25 protein-coding genes and 1 tRNA gene are annotated in these 17,076 nt (G+C 65.8%); 10 read left to right on the top strand and 16 right to left on the bottom strand.

All coding sequences use genetic code 11. The annotated features are described in order from the left end of the window. Position 1: 1 nt before the first annotated feature. Positions 2-382, bottom strand: coding sequence for a secondary thiamine-phosphate synthase enzyme YjbQ (locus tag TNMX_RS06895; RefSeq protein WP_015716171.1), 381 nt, complete (start codon positions 380-382; stop codon positions 2-4). A gap of 77 nt (positions 383-459) precedes the next feature. Continuing rightward, positions 460-1,251, bottom strand: coding sequence for a class I SAM-dependent methyltransferase (locus tag TNMX_RS06890; RefSeq protein ID WP_038030708.1), 792 nt, complete (start codon positions 1,249-1,251; stop codon positions 460-462). Positions 1,252-1,285: 34 nt separating this feature from the next. Here TNMX_RS06890 and TNMX_RS06885 point away from each other — a divergent pair, with 34 nt between their 5' ends. The 3 genes from TNMX_RS06885 to TNMX_RS06875 are packed head-to-tail and all read left to right on the top strand — an operon-like array spanning position 1,286 to position 3,730. Continuing rightward, a complete protein-coding gene (locus tag TNMX_RS06885; RefSeq protein ID WP_015716169.1) occupies positions 1,286-2,332 on the top strand; it encodes a glucose-1-phosphate thymidylyltransferase in 1,047 nt (348 codons plus the stop codon). Between the two features lie 12 nt (positions 2,333-2,344). Next, on the top strand, positions 2,345-3,250 hold the full coding sequence (locus TNMX_RS06880; protein ID WP_038030706.1) for a biotin--[acetyl-CoA-carboxylase] ligase: 906 nt from the start codon (positions 2,345-2,347) through the stop codon (positions 3,248-3,250). Between the two features lie 51 nt (positions 3,251-3,301). Further along, positions 3,302-3,730: a DUF2203 domain-containing protein gene (locus TNMX_RS06875; RefSeq protein ID WP_015716167.1), complete on the top strand. Its 429-nt coding sequence runs from the start codon at positions 3,302-3,304 to the stop codon at positions 3,728-3,730. On the opposite strand, the gene TNMX_RS06870 is transcribed toward TNMX_RS06875, so the two are convergent. Then, positions 3,675-4,073 (bottom strand): metallopeptidase family protein, encoded by a 399-nt coding sequence (locus TNMX_RS06870; protein WP_028494709.1) that lies wholly within the window; start codon positions 4,071-4,073, stop codon positions 3,675-3,677. The two genes, TNMX_RS06875 and TNMX_RS06870, sit on opposite strands and share 56 nt — an antisense overlap. Next, positions 4,070-4,483: a 23S rRNA (pseudouridine(1915)-N(3))-methyltransferase RlmH gene (locus tag TNMX_RS06865; RefSeq protein ID WP_038030704.1), complete on the bottom strand. Its 414-nt coding sequence runs from the start codon at positions 4,481-4,483 to the stop codon at positions 4,070-4,072. Before TNMX_RS06865 ends, TNMX_RS06870 begins: the two co-directional genes overlap by 4 nt. A 132-nt stretch (positions 4,484-4,615) precedes the next feature. Here TNMX_RS06865 and TNMX_RS06860 point away from each other — a divergent pair, with 132 nt between their 5' ends. Genes TNMX_RS06860 through lpdA form a run of 6 tightly spaced genes read left to right on the top strand, consistent with a single transcriptional unit; the run spans position 4,616 to position 9,930 of the window. Continuing rightward, entirely contained in the window at positions 4,616-5,719 is a 1,104-nt protein-coding gene (locus tag TNMX_RS06860) for a thiamine pyrophosphate-dependent dehydrogenase E1 component subunit alpha (RefSeq protein WP_038030702.1), read from the top strand. Positions 5,720-5,729: 10 nt separating this feature from the next. Further along, on the top strand, positions 5,730-6,704 hold the full coding sequence (locus TNMX_RS06855) for an alpha-ketoacid dehydrogenase subunit beta (protein WP_038030700.1): 975 nt from the start codon (positions 5,730-5,732) through the stop codon (positions 6,702-6,704). A 15-nt stretch (positions 6,705-6,719) separates the two neighbouring features. Beyond that, positions 6,720-6,917: a type II toxin-antitoxin system HicB family antitoxin gene (locus TNMX_RS06850; RefSeq protein ID WP_018111076.1), complete on the top strand. Its 198-nt coding sequence runs from the start codon at positions 6,720-6,722 to the stop codon at positions 6,915-6,917. An 11-nt stretch (positions 6,918-6,928) separates the two neighbouring features. Further along, complete coding sequence (locus TNMX_RS06845) at positions 6,929-7,138, top strand: type II toxin-antitoxin system HicA family toxin (protein ID WP_019550432.1); 210 nt, start codon at positions 6,929-6,931, stop codon at positions 7,136-7,138. A 7-nt stretch (positions 7,139-7,145) separates the two neighbouring features. After that, positions 7,146-8,534, top strand: coding sequence for a dihydrolipoamide acetyltransferase family protein (locus TNMX_RS06840; protein ID WP_038030694.1), 1,389 nt, complete (start codon positions 7,146-7,148; stop codon positions 8,532-8,534). A 10-nt stretch (positions 8,535-8,544) separates the two neighbouring features. Next, entirely contained in the window at positions 8,545-9,930 is a 1,386-nt protein-coding gene (gene lpdA, locus TNMX_RS06835; RefSeq protein ID WP_038030808.1) for a dihydrolipoyl dehydrogenase, read from the top strand. 51 nt (positions 9,931-9,981) lie between these two features. On the opposite strand, the gene TNMX_RS06830 is transcribed toward lpdA, so the two are convergent. The 6 genes from TNMX_RS06830 to lipB are packed head-to-tail and all read right to left on the bottom strand — an operon-like array spanning position 9,982 to position 13,806. Then, positions 9,982-10,260: a hypothetical protein gene (locus TNMX_RS06830; RefSeq protein ID WP_015716159.1), complete on the bottom strand. Its 279-nt coding sequence runs from the start codon at positions 10,258-10,260 to the stop codon at positions 9,982-9,984. Continuing rightward, positions 10,257-10,907, bottom strand: coding sequence for an AzlC family ABC transporter permease (locus TNMX_RS06825; protein ID WP_038030692.1), 651 nt, complete (start codon positions 10,905-10,907; stop codon positions 10,257-10,259). The genes TNMX_RS06830 and TNMX_RS06825 overlap by 4 nt, the downstream gene beginning before the upstream one ends. A 2-nt stretch (positions 10,908-10,909) precedes the next feature. Then, positions 10,910-11,779, bottom strand: a complete 870-nt coding sequence (locus TNMX_RS06820; protein WP_038030689.1) for an NAD(P)-dependent oxidoreductase — start codon at positions 11,777-11,779, stop codon at positions 10,910-10,912. Positions 11,780-11,788: 9 nt separating this feature from the next. Next, on the bottom strand, positions 11,789-12,160 hold the full coding sequence (locus TNMX_RS06815; protein WP_253269379.1) for a DUF3054 domain-containing protein: 372 nt from the start codon (positions 12,158-12,160) through the stop codon (positions 11,789-11,791). Positions 12,161-12,188: 28 nt separating this feature from the next. Then, positions 12,189-13,160 carry a lipoyl synthase gene (gene lipA / locus TNMX_RS06810; protein WP_038030687.1) on the bottom strand — a complete coding sequence of 324 codons (972 nt, stop codon included), beginning with the start codon at positions 13,158-13,160 and terminating at the stop codon, positions 12,189-12,191. After that, on the bottom strand, positions 13,144-13,806 hold the full coding sequence (lipB, locus tag TNMX_RS06805; protein ID WP_148228676.1) for a lipoyl(octanoyl) transferase LipB: 663 nt from the start codon (positions 13,804-13,806) through the stop codon (positions 13,144-13,146). The genes lipA and lipB overlap by 17 nt, the downstream gene beginning before the upstream one ends. A gap of 133 nt (positions 13,807-13,939) precedes the next feature. On the opposite strand from lipB, the gene TNMX_RS06800 reads away from it, so the two are divergent. After that, positions 13,940-14,131 (top strand): hypothetical protein, encoded by a 192-nt coding sequence (locus tag TNMX_RS06800; protein WP_015716152.1) that lies wholly within the window; start codon positions 13,940-13,942, stop codon positions 14,129-14,131. Here the strand turns inward: TNMX_RS06800 and TNMX_RS06795 are convergent. The 6 genes from TNMX_RS06795 to TNMX_RS06770 all read right to left on the bottom strand — a co-directional run bounded on the left by TNMX_RS06795 (position 14,128) and on the right by TNMX_RS06770 (position 17,025). Beyond that, positions 14,128-14,943 carry an SDR family NAD(P)-dependent oxidoreductase gene (locus TNMX_RS06795; protein ID WP_038030684.1) on the bottom strand — a complete coding sequence of 272 codons (816 nt, stop codon included), beginning with the start codon at positions 14,941-14,943 and terminating at the stop codon, positions 14,128-14,130. The two genes, TNMX_RS06800 and TNMX_RS06795, sit on opposite strands and share 4 nt — an antisense overlap. Positions 14,944-15,008: 65 nt before the next feature. Further along, positions 15,009-15,452, bottom strand: coding sequence for a 50S ribosomal protein L9 (gene rplI / locus TNMX_RS06790; protein WP_019550443.1), 444 nt, complete (start codon positions 15,450-15,452; stop codon positions 15,009-15,011). A 9-nt stretch (positions 15,453-15,461) separates the two neighbouring features. Then, on the bottom strand, positions 15,462-15,728 hold the full coding sequence (gene rpsR / locus TNMX_RS06785) for a 30S ribosomal protein S18 (protein WP_015716149.1): 267 nt from the start codon (positions 15,726-15,728) through the stop codon (positions 15,462-15,464). After that, positions 15,725-16,537, bottom strand: a complete 813-nt coding sequence (locus TNMX_RS06780) for a single-stranded DNA-binding protein (RefSeq protein ID WP_015716148.1) — start codon at positions 16,535-16,537, stop codon at positions 15,725-15,727. Before TNMX_RS06780 ends, rpsR begins: the two co-directional genes overlap by 4 nt. A 9-nt stretch (positions 16,538-16,546) precedes the next feature. After that, positions 16,547-16,852 (bottom strand): 30S ribosomal protein S6, encoded by a 306-nt coding sequence (rpsF, locus tag TNMX_RS06775; RefSeq protein ID WP_038030682.1) that lies wholly within the window; start codon positions 16,850-16,852, stop codon positions 16,547-16,549. 97 nt (positions 16,853-16,949) lie between these two features. Next, positions 16,950-17,025: transfer RNA gene (locus TNMX_RS06770), tRNA-Asn, on the bottom strand. Between the last annotated feature and the right edge of the window lie 51 nt (positions 17,026-17,076).

Here is a 17,076-nt window from a genome sequence, read left to right as displayed (position 1 = left end):
GCTAGAGGAGCCTGACCCACACCTCCCGCATCCTCGGCCCGTCGAACTCCGCCAGAAAAACCTGCTGCCAGCGGCCAAGCCGAAGCCGCCCCCCCTCGGCGGGAAGGAGGAGGTGCACCCCGGTGAGGAGGCTTTTCAGGTGGGCGTGTGAGTTTCCCTCCGCATGCCGGTCCTTGGGATGCACCCTGGGGGCCAGCTCCTCCAGGCGGGCGAGAAGGTCGTGGGCCACATCGGGATCCGCCCCCTCCTGCACGGTAAGGCCACAGGTGGTGTGGGGAACGAAGAGGTAGACCAAGCCGGTGTGCCCGGCCAAGACCTCCTCCACCTGGCGGGTGATGTTCACCAAACCTTCCTTGGGGGTGGAAATGCGGATGGCCTTCATCCTTTAAGCATATCGGGCCAAGAAAATAGATCCCTTAAGCAAGGGCTTAAGCGTGGCCCTGCCAGGATGGGGTGGTATCAGGCCATGCGGGTGGCCCGCAGGGTAAAGCTCCGTTCCAGGGTGAAGGAGCGGTCCAAATCGCCGAACTCCCCCTGGGCCCAGGCCCAGAGCCCGGGCATGATGCGCTCGTGTACCTCCTCGGGAACCAGCTGGGTGAAGGAGTAAAGCCTTTCCTCCAGGGCCTCGAGGGCCTGGCGCAGGGTGCGCTCCTCCCGCCACTGGACCACCTGCTTGGTCTTGGGCCTGAGGCCAAGCCGCTTTAGGGCTTCCTCCACCTCCTCGAGGCGCTTTCTGTGCAAGCCCCGCACTACCCCCACGCCCTCCGCCTCCACCAGGAAGCGCCACCTGTCCTGGATCAGGCGCTCCTCCTCCGCCTCCATCTCATCCCAGCCTTCCAGAAGCACCCCTCCCGGCTTCAGCACCCTCAAGGCCTCCGCCAGGGCCTTGGGCCAGTCGGGGAGGAGGTGCCAAAGGTGGACCACGATCACCCCGTGCACGCTCTCGTCGGGCAGGGGAATGGCCCGGGCATCGGCCTCTATAAGGCGCACCTTGCGCATAACCCCCGCCGCCTTCTGGCGGAAGACCTCCAGCATGCCGGGATCCTTGTCCAGGGCCAGGTAGCGGTATCCCCGGGCGATGAGGGGCAGGGCGATGCGCCCGGTACCCACCCCAAGCTCCAGGAGCACCGCCTCCTCCCCCCGCACCCCCAGGGCATTCCCTATGGCGGTGGCGATGCGGCCCGCCACCTCCGGGGGGTAGGCCCGGAGGCGGTCGTAGGCGTAAGCCATACGCACGGAGGCCCTGGGCATCCTTCTTTTCATTTTACGGGGTATACTTCCCGGCGTGAAAGGACTCATTCTGGCTGCCGGACGGGGCACCCGGCTCCGCCCCCTCACCCACACCCGGCCCAAACCCGTGATCCGGGTGGCGGGAAGGCCCATCCTCCACTACGGTCTGGAAAACCTCCTGCAAGCGGGGATAGAGGAGATCGGGGTGGTGGTTTCCCCGGAAACGGAAAAGGACATCCGGGAGGCCCTTTCGGGTTACCACGTGCGCTACATCCTGCAAGAGGAGCCCCAGGGCCTGGCCCATGCGGTGGCGGTGGCCCGCGATTTCCTGGGCCAAAGCCCCTTCGTCCTCTACCTGGGGGATAACCTCTTCCAGAAGGGAATCGCCCACTTTCTCCAGGCCTTTACCCCGGGGGTGAGCGCGGTGATCGCCCTGGTGCGGGTGGAAAATCCCAGCCAGTTCGGGGTGGCGGTGCTGGAAGGGGAAAGGATCGTGCGCCTTCTGGAAAAACCCAAGGAGCCGCCCTCGGACCTGGCGGTGGCCGGGGTTTATGTCTTCACCCCGGAGGTGCTGGAGGTCATCGAGGGGCTCAAGCCCTCCGCCCGGGGGGAGTACGAGATCACCGACGCCATCCAGGGCCTCATCGACCGGGGGAAGAGGGTGGTGGGGGTGGAGGTGGAGGGATGGTGGAAGGACACCGGCCGCCCCCAGGACCTCCTGGACGCCAACCGCCTCATCCTGGAAGAACTGGAACCCCAGGTGGAGGGGGAGGTGGTGGAAAGCCAGCTCACCGGGCGGGTGGTGGTGGAGAAAGGAGCTAGGGTACGGAAAAGCACCGTGATCGGCCCCGCCTTCATCGGGGAGGGAGCGGTGGTGGAAGGAGCCTACATCGGGCCCTTCACCTCCTTAGGGCCCGGGGCCAAGGTGGTGCGCTCGGAGGTGGAGTACTCCATCCTCGAGGACCACGCCATCCTGGAGGACGTGGCCTTACGCCTCCAGGAAAGCATCCTGGGGGTGGGGGCCCAGGTGAAAAACCGCGATGGCCTCCCCCGGGCCCACCGCCTGATCCTGGGGGATCTCTCCCAGGTGGAGCTGGCCTGAAGAGCACCCCCCATGGCCCGGCTTCTGGACCTCCTCACCGAGGACCACCAAAGCGGCGAGGCCCTGGCCCAGCGCCTAAAGGTAAGCCGCCAGGCGGTTTCCAAGGAGGCGAAAAAGCTTCTCGCCGAGGGCTTCCCCGTGGAGATGAGCCGGAAGGGCTACCGCATCCGGCCCGGCACTCCCCTTCCCCACCTCTTCCACCCCTCAGGGCGCCTCGGCCGGCCCTACCGCTACCTGGGGCGGGTGGGAAGCACCCAGGATGTCCTAAGGGCCTGGGCGGAGGAAGGAGCCGAGGAGGGAGCCCTGGTCCTGGCCGAGGTGCAGGAAAGGGGCCGCGGCAGGCGGGGAAGGCCCTGGGCAAGCCGCCCGGGGGAAAGCCTCACCTTCTCCCTCCTCCTCCGTCCCACCCTTCCCCTCTCCTCCATGGGCCTCCTTCCCCTTCTCGCCGGCCTGGCCCTTTGGCGGGCGGTGGGGGTGGGGGGGATCAAGTGGCCCAACGACCTCCTGGCCCCCGATGGCCGGAAGCTGGCCGGGGTCCTTTTGGAAGCCAAGGCCGAGGGAGAGGAGGTGGCCTACGTCCTCCTGGGAGTAGGGGTGAACGTGGACTGGGCTCCCGAGGGCGCCGCCGCCTTGAGGGAGTTCTCTCCCCTTTCCCGGCGGGAGGTGCTTTCGGGCTTCCTCCTCCACCTGGAAAGCCTCCTCCCCCTTCTGGAAAGCCCGGAAACCCTCCTCTCCCTCTACCGGGAGGCCTCCTACACCCTGGGCCGAAGGGTGCGGGTCCAAACCCCTAAGGGGGTGGTGGAGGGGGTGGCGGAGGCCATCCTCCCCGACGGCAGCCTCCAGGTGGAGGGGGTCAGGATCGGCGCGGGCGAGGTGGCCCTCGTGTCCCCCCTCCGGACCGGGGAGTCCGACCCTTGAGTATTCCAGGCTTAAATTTCCCAAAGCGTTTGTGCTAGGATAAGGCTAGGTATGTTTGCCCGCATCTTCACCAAGGAAGAGGCCGATGCCCTCTTGCCCGAGATCCAGCGGGTCCTCTCCCAGATGCGGCAGGCCCGGAAGGAGCTTTCCGAGGTGCAGGCCCGGCTTCCCGAGGCCCGCGGGCTGGAACGAAGGGCCCTGGAGGAGGAGGCCCGCTTCCTCCTGGGCTCCTTGGAAGCCGACGCCCGTTACCTGGCCTCCCTGGGCGTCTTCCTCAAGGACTTGGACCGGGGCCTGGTGGACTTCCCCAGCCGGGTGGGCGGCGAGGTGGTCTTCCTCTGCTGGCAGGAAGGCGAACCCGAGGTGGCCCACTACCATCCCCTGGCGGGGGGGTTTGCCGAGCGGCGCCCCTTAAAGGGAGAACCTAATGGCCTTCTCCCCCAGGCCTCCCGCCCCGGCGAAACTCGGCCAGGCGCCTAAGGTCCTCCCGCACCAGGTCGTCCTGGCCCGCCAAGGACTCCAGGTGGTGCCTTAACTCATGGAGGAGGGTTTCCCAGACCTCTTCCTCCCAGTCAAACCCCGGCCCCGCCACCTTTTGGAAGGAACCGTAGTAGAGGGCGATGTGCCGCCCGAGCCCCTCAAATCCCCGGAAGGTGGAAGGAGGGCCGGGGTCCAGATATTCCCCAAGCCGCCACACCCCCTTTAGCCCGGGCTCCGGCTTGGCCTGGGGAAGGACGTGCACCCCCTGAAGCTCCCGCTTGAAGGCCTCGGGGATCTCCGCCCAAAGCCTTTCCACCAGCGCCACAAAGGCCTCGTAGGTCATGGCCGATGGTAGGGATGCCCGGCCCTCAGGGTAAGGATCCGGTAGAGCTGCTCCATGAGGACCAAAAGGGCCAGCTCATGCTGCAGGGTAAGGGGGGAAAGGGAAAGGAGGAGGTCGGCTCCCTCACGTACCCCCTCAGAGTACCCCTCGGCGCCCCCCACCAAAAAGGCCACCCGTTCCCCCTCCCAGCGCCTCAACTCTTCCCAAAGGCCCTCCGTGGTGAAGAGCTTTCCCCTTTCGTCCAGGACCACCTTGCGGTGGCCCTCCGCCTTGGGCAGGAGGTCCTGGGCTTCCTTGACGAAGTGGACCTCGAGGGAAGCATATTTCCGGATGCGCATCGCATACTCTTCCACTCCCAGCCGGGCGTAATCCAGCCTGGGTTTGCCCACCGCCACCACCCTTAGGCGCACCCCCCCATTTTAGGGCCAGGGTATACTCAGGGCGAAGGGAAAGTGGGACCTCACCCACCCCGATAAAGGAGCCCCAGGCCCTTACCCAGGGCAGGCTCTACAGGCGCCAAAAGCGCCGGAAAAGGAGGGTTTATGGTAAAGGACACCCACCGGTTTCAGCCCTTCACCCCCGAGCCCATAAGGCTCATCGGGGAGAAGGGGGAGTGGCTGGGGGATTTCCCCTTGGATCTGGACGAGGATAAGCTACGCCGCCTGTACCGGGACATGCTGGCGGCCCGGATGCTTGACGAGCGCTACACCATCCTCATCCGCACGGGCAAGACCAGCTTCATCGCCCCCGCCGCCGGGCACGAGGCCGCCCAGGTGGCCATCGCCCACGCCATAAGGCCGGGCTTTGACTGGGTCTTCCCCTACTACCGCGACCACGGCCTGGCCCTGGCCCTCGGGATCCCTCTCAAGGAGCTCTTCGGCCAGATGCTGGCCACCCAGGCCGACCCCAACAAAGGCCGCCAGATGCCCGAGCACCCCGGCTCCAAGGCCCTTAACTTCTTCACCGTGGCGAGCCCCATCGCCTCCCACGTTCCCCCCGCCGCCGGGGCCGCCATCAGTATGAAGCTTCTGCGCACGGGCCAGGTGGCGGTCTGCACCTTCGGGGACGGGGCCACCAGCGAAGGGGACTGGTACGCCGGGATCAACTTCGCCGCCGTGCAGGGGGCGCCGGCAGTCTTCATCGCCGAGAACAACTTCTACGCCATCAGCGTGGACTACCGCCACCAGACCCACAGCCCCACCCTCGCCGACAAGGCCCACGCCTTCGGCATCCCCGGCTATCTGGTGGATGGCATGGACGTCCTGGCCTCCTACTACGTGGTGAAGGAGGCGGTGGAGCGAGCCCGCATGGGAGAGGGCCCGAGCCTGGTGGAGCTCAGGGTCTACCGCTATGGCCCCCACTCCTCCGCGGACGACGACAGCCGCTACCGCCCCAAGGAGGAGGTGGAGGCCTGGCGGAAACGGGACCCCATCCTCCGCTTCCAGCGCTTCCTGGAGGGAAGGGGCCTCTGGAACCTGGAGTGGGAGGAGGACCTGAGGGCGGAGATCCGCGCCGAGCTGGAGCGGGGCCTGAAGGAAGCCGAGGAGGCCGGCGCTGTACCCCCCGAGTGGATGTTCGACGACGTCCTTGCGGAAAAGCCCTGGCACCTAAAGCGCCAGGAGGCCCTTCTCAAGGAAGAGCTTTAAGGAGGTCCCCATGGCCCCCATGACCATGGTGCAAGCCCTGAACCGGGCCCTGGACGAGGAGATGGCCCTGGACCCCCGGGTAGTGGTCCTAGGAGAGGATGTGGGTAAGAGGGGCGGGGTCTTCCTGGTGACGGAAGGTCTTTTGCAGAAGTATGGCCCCGACCGGGTTATGGACACCCCCCTTTCCGAGGCCGCCATCGTGGGAGCTGCCCTGGGCATGGCCGCCCACGGCTTAAGGCCCGTGGCCGAGATCCAGTTCGCCGACTACATCTTCCCCGGCTTCGACCAGCTGGTGAGCCAGGTGGCCAAGCTCCGCTACCGCTCCGGCGGGCAGTTCACCGCCCCTTTGGTGGTGCGGATGCCCTCCGGGGGCGGGGTCAAGGGGGGGCACCACCATTCCCAAAGCCCCGAGGCCCATTTCGTCCACACCGCCGGGCTCAAGGTGGTGGCGGTTTCCACCCCCTACGACGCCAAGGGCCTTTTAAAGGCAGCCATCCGCGACGAGGACCCCGTGGTCTTCCTGGAGCCCAAAAGGCTTTACCGCTCGGTGAAGGAGGAGGTGCCGGAGGAGGACTACGTCCTGCCCCTGGGCAAGGCCGCCATCAGGCGGGAAGGGAAGGACCTCACCCTCATCGGCTACGGCACCGTCATGCCCGAGGTGTTCCAGGCGGCGGAGGAGCTGGAGAAGGCGGGGGTTTCCGCCGAGGTTCTGGACCTCCGCACCCTCATGCCCTGGGATTACGAGGCGGTGATGAACTCCGTGGCCAAAACAGGAAGGGCCGTGCTGGTATCCGACGCCCCCCGGCACGCCAGCTTCGTCAGCGAGGTGGCGGCCACCATCGCCGAGGACATCCTGGACATGCTCCTCGCCCCTCCCATCCGGGTGACGGGGTTTGACACCCCGTACCCCTACGCCCAGGACAAGCTGTACCTGCCCACCGTCACCCGCATCCTCAACGCCGCCAAGCGGGCGTTAGACTACTGACTGAAGGGAGGCTTTATGCGGCTAAAGGTGGTCCTGGAAAAGAGCGAGGAGGGAGGGTACACCGTCTACGTGCCTGCCCTTCCTGGTTGTATTAGCGAGGGGGACACCTTGGAAGAAGCTTTGGCCAACATCCGTGAGGCCATCGCCCTCTACCTGGAACCGCTAGAGGAAAAGTTGCCGGAGAACGCTGAGCTGGCCGAGGTAGAGGTTTGAAGGTCCCCTCCTTGTCCTACAAGCGGGTGATCAAGGCTTTAGAAAAGGCAGGCTTTCAGGTGGTGCGCCAACGGGGAAGCCATATCCGGATGGAGAGGCAGCTGGGAGAAAAGCGGATCATCGTCATCGTGCCTGCGCATATCCCCATAAAGCGCTCCACCCTAGCCCACATTCTCAAAGATGCGCAGATCTCCCTCGAGGAATTTTTAGATTTGATCTAGGAGGCCTATGCCCAAGGAAATCCTCATGCCCGAACTGGCGGAAAGCGTGGTGGAAGGCGAGATCCTCAAGTGGCTGGTGGAGGAAGGGGACTACCTCAAGAAGGACCAGCCCTTCGTGGAGGTGATGACCGACAAGGTCACGGTGGAGCTACCCTCCCCCTACGAGGGGGTGCTTTTGAAAAAGCTGGCCAAGGAAGGGGAGGTGGTCAAGGTCCACGCCCCCATCGCCCTCCTGGCGGAGCCCGGGGAGGCCGTGGCTGGGGTAAAGGAGGTAAAGGAGGAGGCTCCGCCCGTGCAAGCGGTGGAGGAGCGCTCCATCGTGGAGCCCGGGCTTCCCCCAAAGGAGGAAAAGGAGGATCTCTCCCTTTTCAAACCGGACACCACCCAGGTGGCGGTGAAGAACCCCTTCTTAAGAGGCCAAGCGGAGCAGGCTCCCAGGGAAGGCCAGGCTCCAGGCCGCATCCTGGCGGTGCCCGCCGCCCGGAAGCTGGCCCGGGAACTGGGGATTCCCCTCGAGGCCATCCCCGGCTCCGGCCCCATGGGCCGCATCCGGGTGGAGGACGTGCGGGCCTATGCCGAACAGCTTAAGGCCCAGGCCGCACCCCCGCCCCCAAGCCCCAAGGAGGCCCCAGCACCCCTTCCCACGGGCTTCCCGCCCCCACCCCGCTACACCCCCCCCAAGGGCTACGAGCACCTGGAGGAGCGCATCCCTCTAAGGGGCATCCGCCGCACCATCGCCCAGGGGCTTTGGCAAAGCCACCTCTACACCGTGCGCACCCTGAACGTGGACGAGGCCGACCTCACGGAACTGGTGGCCCTGAGGGAGCGCCTGAAGCCCGAGGCCGAACGCCAGGGGGTGAAGCTCACCTACCTCCCCTTCATCTTCAAGGCGGTGGTGCGGGCTTTGAAGAAGTACCCCATGCTGAACTCCAGCCTGGACGAGGAAAGGCAGGAGATCGTCTACAAGCGCTACTACCACCTGGGCCTGGCGGTGGCCACGGAAAGGGGGCTCATCGTGCCCGTGGTGCGGGACGTGGACCGGAAAAACATCCTGGAGCTGGCCCAGGAGATCGCCGAGCTCTCCGCCAAGGCCCGGGAAGGAAGGCTCTCCCCCGAGGAGGTCACGGGTTCCACCTTCACCATCACCAACATTGGCTCCGTGGGGGCTTTGATGAGCTTCCCCATCATCAACGTACCCGAGGCCGCCATCCTGGGGGTGCACTCCATCCGGAAGCGGCCCTGGGTGATGCCGGATGGCTCCATCCAGGCGAGGGATATCATGTACCTCTCCCTCTCCTTTGACCACCGCCTGGTGGACGGGGCCGAGGCGGCCTCCTTCACCCGGGAGGTGATCCGGCTCCTGGAGAACCCCGACCTGCTCCTTCTGGAAATGTAGGATGGACCCCATGAAGACCTACGACCTCATCGTGATCGGCACCGGACCCGGCGGCTACCACGCCGCCATCCGGGGAGCCCAGCTCGGGCTTAAGGTTCTGGCGGTGGAGGCCGCCGAGGTGGGGGGCGTGTGCCTGAACGTGGGGTGCATCCCCACCAAGGCGCTTTTGCACGCCGCGGAAACCGTACACCACCTCAAGGGGGCCGAGGGCTTTGGCCTGAAGGCCAAGCCCGAACTGGATTTCAACAAGCTCGGCGCCTGGCGGGATGGCGTGGTGAAGAAGCTCACCGGGGGCGTGGCCGGGCTTTTAAAGGGCAACAAGGTGGAGCTTTTGCGGGGCTTCGCCCGCTTCAAGGGACCCAAGGAGATCGAGGTAAACGGCGAGGCCTATGGGGCGAAAAGCCTCATTATCGCCACGGGAAGCGAGCCCATGCCCTTAAAGGGCTTTCCCTTCGGAGAGGACGTGTGGGACTCCACCCGGGCCCTAAGGGTGGAAGAGGGCATCCCCAAGCGCCTTTTGGTGATCGGGGGCGGGGCGGTGGGGCTCGAGCTTGGCCAGATCTACCACCGCCTGGGCTCGGAGGTGACCCTGATCGAATACATGCCGGAGATCCTCCCCGCAGGCGACAGGGAAACCGCCGCCCTCCTGCGCAAGGCCCTGGAGAAGGAAGGCCTTAAGGTACGCACGGGCACCAAGGCGGTGGGTTACGAGAAGAAGCAGGATGGCCTCCACGTGCTCCTCGAGGCCGCCCAGGGAGGCAGCCAGGAGGAGATCGTGGTGGACAAAATCCTGGTGGCGGTGGGCCGCAGGCCCCGCACGGAAGGGCTCGGCTTGGAAAAGGCCGGGGTCAAGGTGGACGAACGGGGCTTCATCCAGGTGAACGCCCGCATGGAAACCTCGGCCCCCGGGGTCTACGCCATCGGGGATGTGGCCAGGCCCCCCCTCCTTGCCCACAAGGCCATGAAGGAGGGCCTGGTGGCCGCCGAAAACGCCGCCGGCAAAAACGCCCTCTTCGACTTCCAGGTGCCCAGCGTGGTCTACACCGGCCCCGAATGGGCCGGGGTGGGGCTCACGGAGGAGGAGGCAGAGAAGGCGGGGTATAAGGTCAAGGTGGGGAAGTTTCCCTTTTCCGCCAGCGGCCGGGCCCTTACCCTGGGTGGGGCGGAGGGCCTGGTGAAAGTGGTGGGGGATGCGGAGACCGACCTCCTCCTCGGGGTCTTCGTGGTGGGTCCTCAAGCGGGGGAGCTCATCGCCGAGGCCACCTTGGCCCTGGAGATGGGGGCCACGGTTTCCGACCTGGGCCTCACCATCCACCCCCACCCCACCCTCTCCGAGGGGCTCATGGAGGCGGCGGAAGCCCTCCACAAACAGGCCATCCACATCCTGAACCGTTGACCCAACAGGTTTCTTGGGAGTTCCCGGTGGGGCTTCTGCCCCACCGGACCCTTAAAAGCCCAGGGCCCCGAGAAGCCCGTAAAGCCCTGCCCCCAGGAAGACGGCCACGCCCAGGTTCCCGGTGAGCCTAAGCCCCAGATAGGTGCCAAGAAGGGCCAAGGCCGCCCGGACCCACTCGGAAGAAGGAGGCGGGCTAAAGGCGGAGACCAGGAAAAGGGCCACCACCAAGGCGGGCCCTGCCTGGCCCGTCTTCAGGCTTTTTTCCCCCCGCCAGGGCAGAAAGCGGAGGAGAAAGGTGCCCAAAGCCAGAAGGAGAAGGGCCAGGGTCATGCCTTCCTCCCTTTCCAGGGCTCCTTCCAAAGGAGCCCCACCACCCCTGCCAGGAATAGACCCCAGGCCGTCTGGCCCAGGAGGTGAAACCCCAGGGCCACTCCGCCCGCCAGAAGGGCCGCTGGGTTCCGCAGGTGGGGCAGGGCCAGGAGGAGAAAAAGGGCGGGAAGGGCAAAGGCAAGGGCCTCCCCCAGGCGGGGCCAGGCCAGAAGCCCCTTAGCCCCCAAGGCCCCCAAGGCGGTGCCCAGGTTCCAGGAAAGGTACGCTCCCAAACCCAGGCCCAGGAAGTAGCCCCGCCTCTTTTCCGGGGAAAGGCCGGGAAGCGTCCTTAAGGCCAGGGCGAAGACCTCGTCGGTGAGGAAAAAGGCCTCCAGGGGGCCTCCTTTCAGGTAGGGCCTCAGGGCCGGGCCGTAGAAGGCGTGGCGCAGGTTAAGGAGAAGGCCCAGGGAGGCCGCCAAAAGGGGCGGCACCCCCTGGGCTAGAAGCCCCACCAGGGCGAACTGGCTGGCCCCGGCGAAGACCAGAAGGGAGGTGAGCTGGATCCAAAGGTAGCCAAGCCCCGCCTGGGCCCCCAAGGCGCCAAAGGCCACGGCCACGGGGAAGTAGCCCAGGGCGATGGGCCAGGCAGCCCGCAGGCCTTCTCCCATCCCTAGCGGATCTCCGTCCCGCCCCAGCGCTCCAAAAGCTTCAAGGCCTCCACGTGGTCGGCCTCCGGGCCCAGCTCCCTTTTGGCCATCTCGTACACCTCCCGGGTGAGGCGAAGCAGGGGGCTTGGGGCTTTTTCCCCATCCAAAACTCCCATGGCAATCCCCAGGTCCTTCACCAGGAGGCCCAGGGCGAAGGTCTTGGGGAAGGCCCGGGTGACCACCCTTTGGGGAATCAGGTTCTCCGTGGCGTTAGAGCGGCCGCTGGAGGCGTTGATGACCTCGAGGGCCTTCTCGGCGGACACCCCCTGCCGCACCAGGGCCACCAATCCCTCCCCAGCCGCCCAGAGGTTCACCGCCAAAAGGGCGTTGTTGATGGCCTTCACCGCATGCCCCGCCCCCCCGGGCCCCACGTGGACCACCTTGGCGGCGTAGGCCAGGTAGGGCTTCACCCTCTCCACTGCCTCCTCGGGCCCCCCCATCATCACCGTGAGGGTACCCTTCTCCGCCCCGACGGTCCCACCGGAGACCGGGGCGTCCAGGTAAACCACGCCCTTTTCCAAAAGGCGCTCCGCCAGTTTGCGGCTTCCCTCGGGTTCCCCGCTGGTGGCGTCCACCCAGTAGGTGCCGGGCCTCAGGTGGGGCCACAGGGCCTCCGCCACCTCCACCACCTCCTTGGTGGTGGGCAGGCAGGTGAAGATCACCTGGGCCTCCGCCACCTTTTCCAGGGGCACGGCCTTGGAACCGAACTCCTCCTGGTGCTTTAAGGCCTTGGCGAAGGTGCGGTTCCAGACCAAAGTGGGAAACCTCTTGGCCAGATGGCCGGCCATGGGGTAGCCCATGGCCCCAAGACCGAGGAAGGCCAGCGTCTCCATGTTCCCGTTTTACCAGAACTTCAAAAGCTTGGCGAGGCCCCGGAAAAGGAGGAGGAAGAGAAGGCCAAAGGCCATGGCCACGCCCAGGAAGACGAAAAACCCCACCCCAAAGCTCCCGTCCAGGACCATCTGCCTAAGCCAAAGCCCCGCGGGGAAGGCAATGGCCCAGGTGAGGAGGAGGTTTTTCCAGGTGGGCTGGCGGTAGGTTCCCAGAAGAGGCGAAAGCAATAGCCACACGAAAAGCACGGGGAGCACGTTCCGGGCGAGGCCCCCCAGGGTGATGGGAAGCCCGTGGGAAAGAAGCCCGGTCCCGGCAAAGAAGAGAAGGGCCAAGAGGTCCAGAAGAAAAAGGGGCATGCCAGCGGTGCGGCCTCCGGTCATGGCCTTAGCCTACCAGGTGGAAGGCCCCCTACTTCTTTGAAGCCTCCAGGAAGACCTTATCCGCCCGGTAGGAACTCCGCACCAAAGGCCCGGCGAAGACCTCCCGGAAGCCCAGCTGGTACCCCCAGGCCTCGTAGCGCTTGAAGTCCTCCGGGGGCACGTAGCGCTCCACGGGCAGGTGGGCAGGGGTGGGGCGCAGGTACTGGCCCAGGGTGAGGATATCCACCCCGGCCGCCCTCAGGTCCCGCATGGCCTCGAGGATCTCCTCCTCCGTTTCCCCCAGGCCCAGCATGAGGCTGCTTTTGGTAAGAACGTCAGGCCGATAGCGCTTGGCGTGGGACAGGACCCTAAGGGTCTGATCGTACCCCGCCCGGGGGTCCCTTACCCTGGAGGTAAGGCGGCGCACGGTCTCCAGGTTCTGGGCGTAGACCTCAGGGCCCGCATCCAAAACCGTTTCCACTGCCTTGAGGTCCCCCTGGAAGTCGGGGGTAAGGGCCTCCACCAAGACCCCAGGGGCCTTCTCCTTGATGGCCCGGATGGTGGCGGCGAAGTGGGCCGCCCCGCCATCGGGAAGGTCGTCCCGGTCCACGCTGGTGAGGACCACGTAGCGGATATGGAGCCGGGCGATGGCCTCGGCCACCCTCCTGGGCTCCTCCGGGTCCACAATGCCTCTGGGGTTTCCCGTGTCCACGGCGCAGAACTTGCAGGCCCGGGTGCAGATGCTTCCCAAGATCATCACCGTGAGGGTGCCGTGGCTCCAGCACTCCCCCACGTTGGGGCAGAGGGCCTCCTGGCAGACGGTGTGGAGCTTGAGCTCGTTCACCGTGGCCTTCAGGGCCTGGTACTTGGCCCCCGTGGGCAGGGTGGCCCTGAGCCAGGCGGGCTTATTCCGGTCCACAGGCTCGGGCCGGGCCTGGGCAAGGCCGTGTTTCACCACCTTGAGCTCCACCACCTCCCCGGTGGGGGCAAGGAGCTCCACGGTTTCAAACTTGGGCTTCACGATGATCCTCCTTTACACGGGGCTCCATTCCGAAAACCTCGGCGAAGGCCCGCACCACCCTGTCCTTTACCTCCGGCATGGGAACCTTGCGGCCCAAAAGCCGCTCCAGGGAGGTGACCCCTTTCCCCTTTAGCCCGCAGGGGATAATGACGGAGAAGTCGTTTAAGTCGGTGTTCACGTTGAGGGCAAAGCCGTGGAAGCTCACCTCCTCCTTCACCGCCACCCCGATGGCGCAGAGCTTGTCCTCCCCCACCCAGACCCCCGCGTACCCCGGGGTGGGGTAGGCCTTCAGGCCATAGGAGGCCGCCACCTTGACGATGGCCTCCTCTATCTGCCGAAGGAAGCGGCGCACCTCCCGGCCCACGGGAAAGATGGGGTAGCCCACCAGCTGCCCGGGCCCATGGTAGGTGACGTCCCCACCCCGCTCCACCCAGTAGACCTCAAAGCCGTTTTCCCGGTACCAGCTTTCGGGAAAAAGGAGGTTCTCCCCCGTGGCCTTTCTCCCCAGGGTGATGACCCGGGGATGCTCCAAAAGAAGCAGGGTGGGGGGGCGCTCGCCCCGCACCACCTCCTTGTGCACCTTTTTCTGGTACTCCCAGGCTTGGGGGTAGGGCAAAAGGCCCAGGTCCTCCACCAGAAACTCCACGTCCTTAAGCATACGCCAGGGGAAAGCTCCCTTAAAGTATCGGGCCTCACCGGGCCCAGCTTCGCTGGCTTGCGCAAGCATGCTGCCAGGTAGCCCTGACCGGCCTCTGACCCCAGGGACCTAGGCTAGGGGCATGGACTTGGAAACCCGGCTGGAGATGCTTTTGGAGCTTGACCCCGAGGCCTTGGACCCAGGGCTTGCGGAGAGGCTGATGGATGAGGTGCTGGCGGTTTTCCGCCAGCACCTTCCCGTGCGGAGCCTCGAGGGCATCCTGAAGCGGCAGGAGGGCCACTTGATCCTTCTGGTGAACCTGGAGCTGGCCTAGGCCAGAAAGCGGGCCAGAAGCCGGTCCCGTAAGGCCTCAGGGAGGTGGCGGAGAAGAAGGGTCTGCCACCCCCTAGGGGCCACCAGGTAGCGGGCCCTGGGCCTTGGGTCTTGGAGGGCCTTAAGCACCACCTCCGCCACCCTCTCGGGGGGCAGGCCCCTTCTGGCGCTGGCCCGGGCCGCCCTGCGGGCCACCTCCAGGTAGCGGCCGTACACCCTTTCCGTACCGGAAGGAGGAGGTTCCAAGTAGCTTTCCGCCCAGCGTTCCGAACGTTCCCAGATGGGGGTGGCCACGGGCCCCGGTTCCACCAAGACCACCCTCACCCCAAAGGGAAGGAGCTCCACCCTCAGGGCATCCGCCAGGGCCTCGAGGGCGAACTTGCTGGCGGCGTAGGGTCCCGCCAGGGGCAGGGCTACCAGGCCGGAAACCGAGCCCATGAGCACCACCCGCCCCCGGGTCTTTCGAAGAAGGGGCAAAAAGGTCCTCACCGTGGCTAAGGCCCCGAGGACGTTCACCTCCAGCACCTGGCGGAAGACGGAAGGGGGAATAAGCTCCAAGGGCCCCGCCACGGCAATCCCCGCATTGGCCACCAGTCCCTCCAACCCCTCCCCCTCCAGAAGCCTCCTGGCCTGCACAAGGCTTTCCTCCTGGGTTACATCCAGGAAAAGGGGCACCACCCCCAGGGCGCGAAGGGCCTTTGCATCCTCGGATTTGCGCACCCCGCCATAGACCCGAAAACCCCTTTCCGCCAAGAGCCGGGCCGTGGCCAGGCCAATGCCGCTACCCGCTCCCGCGATGAGCACAGCCCCCATAGGAAAAGCTTAAGGACCCCTGGCTTCCCAGGGGTCCCAAGGCAGCCTGCCGGATCCCCAGGCCCCTACTGGGCCACCACGCTCACCTTCAAGGCGATCGGCACCTCGGGGTGGGGCTTGTAGGTGAGGACGTACTCCCCCAGCTCCTTGATGGGCTTTTCCAGCACCAGGCGCTTGGGATCAATGGTGATGCCGTGCTGGCGCGAAAGGGCCTCGGCGACATCCTTGGCGGTCACGGAGCCGTAGATCTTGGTCTCCCCCGCCCGCACCGGAATGGTGAGGGTGAGGTTCTCCAGGATCTCCTTAAGCCTCTCCGCCTCCGCCTTCCTTTCCGCCAGGCGCTTGGCCTGGGCGCGGATCTTGGCCTCGAGGGCCTTCAGGTTGCTCTCCGTGGCCAAGACCGCCAGGCCCCGGGGCAGGAGGTAGTTCCTGGCGTAGCCGGGCTTCACGTTCACCACCTGGCCCACATCGCCCAGGTTCTCCAGGGGTTCAAGCAGGATGACCTTCATATCCACCCCCTATTTGCGCACCAGCTTCTCCGTGAAGGGAAGAAGCCCAAGAATCCTCGCCCGCTTGATGGTGCGGGCCAGGATGCGCTGCTCCTTGGCGGTAAGCCCCGTGCGGCGGCGGGGAAGGATCTTCCCCGTCTCCGACAGGAACCGCTTCAGCACCTCCACGTTGCGGTAATCCTTAAGGTCAAACTCCCCCAGGCTGGCCTTGACCTTGGCCTTCCTGGAAGGGCGCTTCTGCGCCTCCTTCTTGGGTTTAGCGTTCTTCGTGCTCAAAACGGCAAATCCTCCTCCGGCGGGAAGTCTTCCAGTCCTTCGTCAATGTCCACCCCACCCGTCTGGACAGAGCGCTCTGGCTCTTGGGGCCTGCTTCCGCCGGTCCTTTCAGGCCCACGGGTGGGTCGCTCCAACCTGAGGGCTTCCACACGGGTCTGGAAGCGCCTCTCCCCGGTGGAGCTCGTCCAGGAGTCGTTCACCAAACGGCCGATCACCAAAAGCCCCTCGCCCCGCTTGAGTTCCCCGGCCCACTCGGCCAGGTCGCGCCAGGCCTGAACCTCTATGAAGTGGGTCCTCTCCCCGTCCGGTCCCTGGCCCGGGCGGCGCTCGTTGATGGCTAAGCCCAGCCGGGCTACCGCCGTCCCCTGGGGAGTGTAGCGCAGATCGGGATCGCGGGTGAGGTTGCCCATGAGGATCACCTGATTTAGGGCGTGGCGAAGTCTGGGCTGGCCCCGGGCGTCCTCGAGGGTCTCGCGGCCCCGCCCCTCCAAGGGATCGATGAAATCCGCCCGGATCTGGACCTCGCTCCGCTTCTCCCCTTCCCGCTCCCACTGCCGGTATTCCAGCCGGCCTTCTACAAAAATCAGCTGGCCCCTTTCCAGGATGTCCCCCCACATCTCCGCCTGCCGGCCCAGAAGGCGCACCCGGTGGTACCAGGGCACCTCCCGCTCCTGGCCGGAAGCATCCAGGAGGGTATCCTGGCCCGCCAGGTTCAGGTCCAGAATGGCCATCCCCCCCGGGGTGTAGCGCATGTCCGGACGGGCGGTAAGGGTACCGATGAGGAAAACGCGGTTCAGGCCTCTTGCCATGGGAACAGTCTACGCCTTGGTGAGGAGGGGCTCCTGGGTTTTCACCACCATGACCCGGCGCACGTTATCGCGCAGGCGGAGCTCCCGGGCCAGGTTGTTCACCTGGTCTTCGGGCATCTCCACCTGGTACCAGAGGAAGTAGCCCTGGGTGTCCTTGGCGATGGGGTAGGCCAGGCGGCGCATTCCCCATTCCTCCACCTTCTCCACCCGGGCACCGAAGGCCTCGAGGGCCTTCCCGATGATCTCCTTCTCCAGGGCGAGCTGGCTCTGGTCCAGGTTGGGGTTCAGGATGATGTTCACCTCGTACTTGCGCATCTACACCTCCTCTCTGGGCCCGGCAGGCCGCACGAGCTAAGATTATACCCTTTCGCCTCCCCTAAAAAAAGACCCAGGGGGCCCTAAGGCCCCCATATGGCTCCGCGGGCAGGACTCGAACCTGCGACCAACCGGTTAACAGCCGGCCGCTCTACCTGCTGAGCTACCGCGGACCGACCGCACTAGGCACTATAGCAGGAGGCCCTGGGAAGCGTCAAGAAGAT

The sequence above is a fragment of the Thermus sp. NMX2.A1 genome (assembly GCF_000511705.1).
In the GTDB taxonomy this organism is placed as follows: Bacteria; Deinococcota; Deinococci; order Deinococcales; family Thermaceae; genus Thermus; species Thermus scotoductus.
This window is presented reverse-complemented; position numbering and strand designations above follow the sequence as displayed.

Coding starts and splice junctions, on each gene's coding strand:
- TNMX_RS06795 (WP_038030684.1), bottom strand. CDS start 14,943: ATGGGGGCTGTGCTCATCGCGGGAGCGGGTAGCGGCATTGGCCTGGCC.
- TNMX_RS06800 (WP_015716152.1), top strand. CDS start 13,940: ATGGACTTGGAAACCCGGCTGGAGATGCTTTTGGAGCTTGACCCCGAG.
- TNMX_RS06825 (WP_038030692.1), bottom strand. CDS start 10,907: ATGGGAGAAGGCCTGCGGGCTGCCTGGCCCATCGCCCTGGGCTACTTC.
- TNMX_RS06840 (WP_038030694.1), top strand. CDS start 7,146: ATGCCCAAGGAAATCCTCATGCCCGAACTGGCGGAAAGCGTGGTGGAA.
- TNMX_RS06820 (WP_038030689.1), bottom strand. CDS start 11,779: ATGGAGACGCTGGCCTTCCTCGGTCTTGGGGCCATGGGCTACCCCATG.
- lpdA (WP_038030808.1), top strand. CDS start 8,545: ATGAAGACCTACGACCTCATCGTGATCGGCACCGGACCCGGCGGCTAC.
- TNMX_RS06875 (WP_015716167.1), top strand. CDS start 3,302: ATGTTTGCCCGCATCTTCACCAAGGAAGAGGCCGATGCCCTCTTGCCC.
- TNMX_RS06815 (WP_253269379.1), bottom strand. CDS start 12,160: ATGACCGGAGGCCGCACCGCTGGCATGCCCCTTTTTCTTCTGGACCTC.
- TNMX_RS06860 (WP_038030702.1), top strand. CDS start 4,616: ATGGTAAAGGACACCCACCGGTTTCAGCCCTTCACCCCCGAGCCCATA.
- TNMX_RS06780 (WP_015716148.1), bottom strand. CDS start 16,537: ATGGCAAGAGGCCTGAACCGCGTTTTCCTCATCGGTACCCTTACCGCC.
- TNMX_RS06880 (WP_038030706.1), top strand. CDS start 2,345: ATGGCCCGGCTTCTGGACCTCCTCACCGAGGACCACCAAAGCGGCGAG.
- TNMX_RS06870 (WP_028494709.1), bottom strand. CDS start 4,073: ATGACCTACGAGGCCTTTGTGGCGCTGGTGGAAAGGCTTTGGGCGGAG.
- TNMX_RS06895 (WP_015716171.1), bottom strand. CDS start 382: ATGAAGGCCATCCGCATTTCCACCCCCAAGGAAGGTTTGGTGAACATC.
- rpsF (WP_038030682.1), bottom strand. CDS start 16,852: ATGCGCAAGTACGAGGTGAACATCATCCTGAACCCCAACCTGGACCAG.
- TNMX_RS06830 (WP_015716159.1), bottom strand. CDS start 10,260: ATGACCCTGGCCCTTCTCCTTCTGGCTTTGGGCACCTTTCTCCTCCGC.
- TNMX_RS06855 (WP_038030700.1), top strand. CDS start 5,730: ATGGCCCCCATGACCATGGTGCAAGCCCTGAACCGGGCCCTGGACGAG.
- rplI (WP_019550443.1), bottom strand. CDS start 15,452: ATGAAGGTCATCCTGCTTGAACCCCTGGAGAACCTGGGCGATGTGGGC.
- TNMX_RS06850 (WP_018111076.1), top strand. CDS start 6,720: ATGCGGCTAAAGGTGGTCCTGGAAAAGAGCGAGGAGGGAGGGTACACC.
- TNMX_RS06890 (WP_038030708.1), bottom strand. CDS start 1,251: ATGCCCAGGGCCTCCGTGCGTATGGCTTACGCCTACGACCGCCTCCGG.